The following is a 6,108-nucleotide window of genomic DNA, read 5'->3' as shown; positions in this document are numbered from 1 at the left end:
CGGACGTCCGGTTCGCCGCGGTCTCGCGCAACGGGACCCTGCTGGCTCGTGCCGGCGACGCCCCGGTCGGCATCGCCGCGCAGCACGAGGTGCTGCACCAGTGCACGACGTCGCCGGTGCGCCCGACCATCTCCCCGGCCGCCGCGCTCGGTCCGGCCCCGGCGGTCCTGGCCTACTCCGCGACCACCCCGACGGCCCGGGGCTCGGTCCTCGTCGTGGTGGCCACGCCCATCGACGACATGCAGCTCAACACGTGGCGCAGCCGCGTCGGCGCTGCCCAGGACGTCCAGCTCGCCGCCTCGTGCCCCGGCGGCGGGGTGACGGCGTCGGGGAGCGAGGCCGTCGCCCGCCCGTTGGCGGTGGCCGCCCAGAGGCTCTACGAGGGTCGCAAGGCTGCGGTCGCCGGGATGCACGTCGTCTCCGCCGACGTCGGCCCGGGCCACCCGTGCATGGTCGTGGCCGCCATGCCGGCTCCCAGCACCCTGACCGCGTCCGCGCTGACCTGGAGCATGCTGCTGCTGGCCCTCATCGTCGGCGGCTTGCTCGTGTGGTGGCTGGCCCGCCAGCTGACCCAGCCGGTGCTGGCGCTGACCGAGGCCGCCGAGCGCGCGGCCCGGGGCGACCTGGCCATGAAGCTGCCGGTCAGCGGCAAGGACGAGGTGGCCCGGCTCGCGGGCAGCTTCAACCACATGGCCCGCCAGCTCGACCTGCGGATGACGGAGATCCAGGACAGCCGCGACCGGCTGCGCCTCAACGTCCAGCGCCTCGGTGACGCGCTGCAGCGCACCCACGACCTCGACGGCCTGCTCTCGGCGGTGTGCGCGATCGGCGCCACCGCGACCGAGAGCCAGCGGGTCACCGCGTGGCTGGTCGAGGGCAACAGCCTCGTCGCCCGCGTGGTGTGGCCCGGGGGAGCGGCCCGTGCCGGGGTGCGTCGGGTCCCCATCGGGGACAGCCTGCCCGGGCAGGTGGTCGCCGACGGCGTGGTCCGCCGGCTGGTCGCCGGGGCCCGCGAGGACGTCACGCTCCGGGACGGACCGGCCATGGGGGCGCCGCTGCAGCGCGGCGAGATGATGCTCGGCGCCCTCGTGGTGGAGCGGACCGGTGACGCCGAGTCCTACACCGTCGAGGACCAGGCGATGCTCACCTCGATCACCGGGCCGGCCGGCATCGCCATCGACAACGCGATGCTGCACCGGCAGGCGCAGCGCATGTCGGTCATCGACCCGCTGACCGGCGTCGGCAACCTGCGCATGCTCACCACCACCCTGGCCCGCGAGGTGGACCGGGCCCAGCACTTCGGGCGCAGCGTGTCCCTGCTGCTGCTGGACATCGACCACTTCAAGAACCTCAACGACACGCACGGGCACGGCGCCGGCGACGCGATCCTGCACGGGATGGCCCAGCGGGTTGCGGCGAGCATCCGGTCGGTGGACACGGTGGCCCGCTACGGCGGGGAGGAGTTCGCCGTGGTGTGCCCCGAGCTCGGGCCGGAGGAGGCCTACGGCCTGGCCAGCCACCTGCACGAGGCGATCCGGGACGCCGGCTTCCCGGTGGAGGACGGCGTGGTCGACGTCCGGGTCAGCATCGGGGTGGCCTCCTGGCCGCAGCAGGCGACCACGTCCACCGAGCTCATGCGGGCCGCGGACGCGGCGTTGTCGCAGGCAAAGGCCTCCGGTCGGGACCGAGTGGCCGCCGCAACCGTGCCGCACCGATAACCTCTCGGCATGACGTCGACCGCGCACACCCCGTCCCGTGACGGTGCCATGCCGCCCGTTCTCAAGGCCGTGATCCCGGCTGCCGGTCTGGGGACCCGCTTCCTGCCGGCCACCAAGGCGACTCCCAAGGAGATGCTGCCGGTGGTCGACAAGCCGGCCATCCAGTACGTCGTGGAGGAGGCCACCCGTGCCGGCCTGCGTGACGTGCTCATGGTCACCGGGCGGAACAAGGCCGCCCTCGAGGACCACTTCGACCGCCACTGGGAGCTCGAGCAGGCGCTGGAGGCCAAGGGCGACCAGCTGCGGCTGGCCCGCGTGCGCAAGTCCACCAGCCTGGCCAACGTGCACTACGTGCGCCAGGGGGAGCCCAAGGGCCTGGGCCACGCGGTCCTGTGCGCCGCTGACCACGTCGGCGACAACCCCTTCGCGGTGCTCCTCGGCGACGACCTCATCGACGCCCGCGACCGGCTGCTCGAGCAGATGATCGCCGTCCAGCAGGAGCGCGGCGGCAGCGTCATCGCGCTGATGGAGGTGCCCGAGGACCAGGTGCACCTCTACGGCTGCGCCGCGGTCGAGCGCGTCGGCGACGCGGACGTGGTGCGTGTTACTGGCTTGGTCGAGAAGCCCGACCCCGCCGACGCCCCGTCGAACCTGGCGGTCATCGGCCGTTACGTGCTCGACCCCTCGATCTTCGACGTCCTGGCCAAGACGCCTCCCGGCCGGGGCAACGAGATCCAGCTGACCGACGCACTGCAGGAGCGCGCCGCCTCCACGGAGCCCGGCGGCGGGGTCCACGGTGTGGTCTTCCGGGGCCGTCGCTACGACACCGGCGACCGGCTCGACTACCTCAAGGCCGTCGTCCGGCTCGCGGTGGAGCACCGCGAGCTCGGCTCCGACTTCTCCGGGTGGCTGGAGGAGTTCGTCGCCGGCCGGGAGGACGTCAGCCAAGGCTCTCCCGTCGCGTGATCAGCGTCGAGCAGCACCTCGGGCGCATCCTGGACACGGTGCGCCGGCTGCCGCCGATCGAGCTCGGCCTCCTCGACGCGCTCGGCTGCGTCCTGGCCGAGGACGTGCGCAGCGCCGCCGACCTGCCGGGGTTCACCAACTCCGCGATGGACGGGTATGCCGTGCATGCGGCGGACGTCGCCGCCGCCACCGAGCGGTCCCCGGTGCGGCTGCCCGTCGTCAACGACATCGCGGCGGGCAACACCCAGGCGCTGAGCCTGGCCCCCGGGCAGTCGATGCGGATCATGACCGGCGCGCCGCTGCCGCACGGCGCCGACGCGGTCGTGCCCGTGGAGCTGACCGACGCCGGGCTGGCGGCGGTGGCGGTCCAGTCCCCGGTCGTGGTGGGCCAGCACGTGCGCCCGACCGGTGACGACGTGCGCACCGGCGACTTGGTCCTGCGTGCGGGTGGACGGCTCGGCCCGCGACAGCTGGCGCTGCTCGCGGCGGTGGGTCGCTCCTCGGTGCGCGTGGTCCCGAAGCCGCGCGTGGTGGTCGTGTCCACCGGCGACGAGCTGGTCGAGGTGGGCCGCCCGGCCGGCTTCGGCCAGGTGGTCGACAGCAACGGGCTCATGCTCACCGCCGCGGTGCGGGCCCTCGGGGCCGTGCCGTTCCGGGTGGGCCCGGTGGTCGACGACGCCAAGGAGCTGCTGTCCACCCTCGAGGACCAGCTGGTGCGCGCCGACGCCGTGATCACCTCCGGTGGGGTCAGCGCGGGCGCCTACGACACGGTCAAGGAGGTGCTGTCCCGCGTCGGGACAGTGCGCTTCGACAAGGTGACGATGCAGCCCGGCATGCCGCAGGGCTTCGGCGTCCTCGGCGCCGACGAGACCCCGGTGTTCACCCTGCCGGGCAACCCGGTCAGCGCGATGGTCTCCTTCGAGGTCTTCGTGGCCCCGGCGCTGCGCGCCATGGCAGGCCGTCCCGAGCACGAGAGCGCCCTGGTCCCGGCCGTGGTGGAGACCGGGTGGACCGCTCCCGCGGGCAAGACCCAGTTCGCCCGTGCCGTGCTGCACCCCCGCCGGGTCACCGGCACGAACGGCCAGGACTGCGACTTCGCCGTGACGCTGGTGGGCGCCCAGGGCTCCCACGTGCTCGGCGGGCTCGCCGCCGCCAACTGCCTGGCCGTGATCCCGGCCGCCGTCACCGAGGTCCAGGCCGGCGACGTGGTCCGTTGCCACCTGCTCGGCGCGATGATGGAGGCGTGATGGAGGAGCCGGCGCTGACCCACGTGCGCCCCGACGGCAGCGCGCACATGGTCGACGTCAGCGCCAAACCGGTCACCGCCCGGCGGGCGAGTGCTGCCGGGCGCGTCCTGCTGTCGGCGGACGCGGTCGCGGCCCTGCGAGGCGGGACGGTCCCCAAGGGCGACGCGCTCGCGGTGGCCCGGATCGCCGGCATCCAGGGCGCCAAGCGCACCCCCGAGCTCGTGCCCCTGGCGCATCCGATCGGCATCCATGGCGTCGAGGTGGACCTCGCGGTCGTCGACGAGGGCGTCGACGTCACCGCGACCGTACTCACCGCCGACCGCACCGGGATCGAGATGGAGGCGCTCACCGCCGTGACCGTCGCCGCCCTCGCCCTGGTCGACATGGTCAAGGCCGTCGACAAGCACGCACGGATCACCGACGTGCGCGTCACGGCGAAGTCCGGGGGTCGCTCCGGGGACTGGAGCGAGGTGTGAGCAGCGCCGTCGTCATCACCTGCTCCACCCGAGCCGCGTCCGGGGTCTATCCCGACCGCTCCGGCCCGGTCATCGTCGAGGCCCTGCGGTCCTGGGGGTTCGAGACGGGGGAGCCGATCGTCGTGCCGGACGGCCCGGAGGTCGAGGAGGCCCTGAAGGCCGCCGTGGGCGCCGGCCCCGACCTGGTGCTGACGACCGGCGGGACCGGGCTGACGCCGACCGACGGCACACCCGAGGCGACCCTGCGCGTCATCGACCGGCCGGTGCCCGGCATCGCCGAGGCGATCCGGGGAGCCGGGGTCGCGGCCGGAGTGCCCACCGCGATGCTCTCGCGGGGCGTGGCCGGGATGGCCGGGGCCACGCTGGTGGTCAACCTCCCGGGTTCGACCGGCGGGGTGCGGGACGGTCTCGCGGTCCTCGAACCGGTGGTGTCCCACGCCATCTCGCAGCTGCGCGGGGGCGACCACTGATGACCGTCGCGTGGCCCGTCACCCTGTCGGCCACGACGCCGGCGGGGCACACCGTCACGCTCGGGCCCCTGCGGACGCGGCAACGCAAGGAGTGGGAGGCGCTGCGCCGCGACAACGCGGACTGGCTGCGTGAGTGGGAGGCCACGGCTCCCGAGCCGGTGACCGGCCGCGTCGGCTACCGGCAGATGGTGCGCTACTTCAACCGCGAGGCGGTGGAGGGCCGGATGCTGCCGTTCGCCATCTCCGTCGACGGACGGCTCGCCGGGCAGATGCACCTGTTCGGCATCACGTGGGGCTCGATGCGCTCCGGGGCGGCGGGCTACTGGGTCTCCAGATCCGTTGCGGGACAAGGGGTTGCGCCGATCTCGCTGGCGCTGCTGACCGACCATGCATTCTTGGTGCTCGGCCTGCACCGGGTCGAGGTCAACATCCGGCCGGACAACGCCGCGAGCCTGCGGGTGGTCGCCAAGCTGGGCTTCCGGGACGAGGGCCTTCGCACGCGCTACCTGCACATCAACGGCGCCTGGCGGGACCACCGCTCGTTCGCGCTGACCACGGAGGACCTCGCCGGCGGGCGCCTCCTGGACCGCTGGCTTGATGCTGTGGACCAACCTCACAGGCGACACACCGACGCTGGTCCGCGCGGGTAGTCGCGGGAACCTCTAGCGTCGTGGGCGTGCAACCCAGCAGTCTGATCTTCCTCGTCATCATCGCGATCTGGGCTGCCTATCTTTTCCAGCACTGGGTCCGTCGTCGTGAGCACCTCGCGACCGCGCGCTCGGTCGACCGCTTCTCCGACGCCATGCGCGTCCTCGAGCGTCGCGCGCCCGTCGCCGAGGTGCCCGAGCGCACCCCCGCACCGCGGTCGTATGCCGTGAGCCCCACCCGGGTCGTCCGGACCGCCACGACCCCGGCGCAAGCCACGCCCGCAGGGTCCGAGGCCGCCGGCGCCACGCAGCCTGCGCCGCGCGTGCGCCCCGAGTCCGCCCTCCGCCCCGAGCCGACGGTCCGGTCCGAGGGGTTCCGCCCGGCCAGCGGCCGTCAGGTCGCAGGGGTGCCCGCACGCCGCCTGCGTGGCCTGTCCTTCCTCGGCTCCCTGGCCCTGCTCGTGGCGACGGTGCCGCTGGCCGGCTTCGGTGTCCTCGGCTGGTGGAGCAGCCTGGTCGCCCTCGGCCTGCTGGTCGCCGACCTGGCCTGGCTGCGCCGGGCCGCCCAGGTCGAGCGGGCCGCT

General features: G+C 74.0%; 6 protein-coding genes and 1 pseudogene. All 7 read left to right on the top strand.

Annotation, left to right across the window (positions count from 1 at the left end; genetic code table 11):
- Positions 1-1,718 (top strand): diguanylate cyclase (locus tag VF825_RS07265; protein ID WP_331111681.1); only part of this gene is annotated, 1,718 nt, incomplete at its 5' end.
- Between the two features lie 9 nt (positions 1,719-1,727).
- Positions 1,728-2,684 carry a UTP--glucose-1-phosphate uridylyltransferase GalU gene (gene galU / locus VF825_RS07260; protein WP_331111679.1) on the top strand — a complete coding sequence of 319 codons (957 nt, stop codon included), beginning with the start codon at positions 1,728-1,730 and terminating at the stop codon, positions 2,682-2,684.
- Positions 2,681-3,931, top strand: coding sequence for a gephyrin-like molybdotransferase Glp (glp, locus tag VF825_RS07255; protein WP_331111677.1), 1,251 nt, complete (start codon positions 2,681-2,683; stop codon positions 3,929-3,931). Before galU ends, glp begins: the two co-directional genes overlap by 4 nt.
- A complete protein-coding gene (gene moaC / locus VF825_RS07250; protein ID WP_331111683.1) occupies positions 3,931-4,407 on the top strand; it encodes a cyclic pyranopterin monophosphate synthase MoaC in 477 nt (158 codons plus the stop codon). The genes glp and moaC overlap by 1 nt, the downstream gene beginning before the upstream one ends.
- Positions 4,404-4,877, top strand: coding sequence for a molybdenum cofactor synthesis domain-containing protein (locus tag VF825_RS07245; RefSeq protein WP_331111675.1), 474 nt, complete (start codon positions 4,404-4,406; stop codon positions 4,875-4,877). The genes moaC and VF825_RS07245 overlap by 4 nt, the downstream gene beginning before the upstream one ends.
- Complete coding sequence (locus VF825_RS07240) at positions 4,877-5,527, top strand: GNAT family protein (protein WP_331111673.1); 651 nt, start codon at positions 4,877-4,879, stop codon at positions 5,525-5,527. Before VF825_RS07245 ends, VF825_RS07240 begins: the two co-directional genes overlap by 1 nt.
- Before the next feature lie 26 nt (positions 5,528-5,553).
- Positions 5,554-6,108: pseudogene (locus tag VF825_RS07235) on the top strand (hypothetical protein); the annotation flags it as partial.

Origin of the sequence: Oryzihumus sp. (assembly GCF_036391795.1) — a bacterium.
Classification (GTDB): Bacteria; Actinomycetota; Actinomycetes; order Actinomycetales; family Dermatophilaceae; genus Oryzihumus.
Note: the sequence above shows the minus strand (reverse complement) of the source record. Positions and strands in the feature narration are given on the sequence as shown.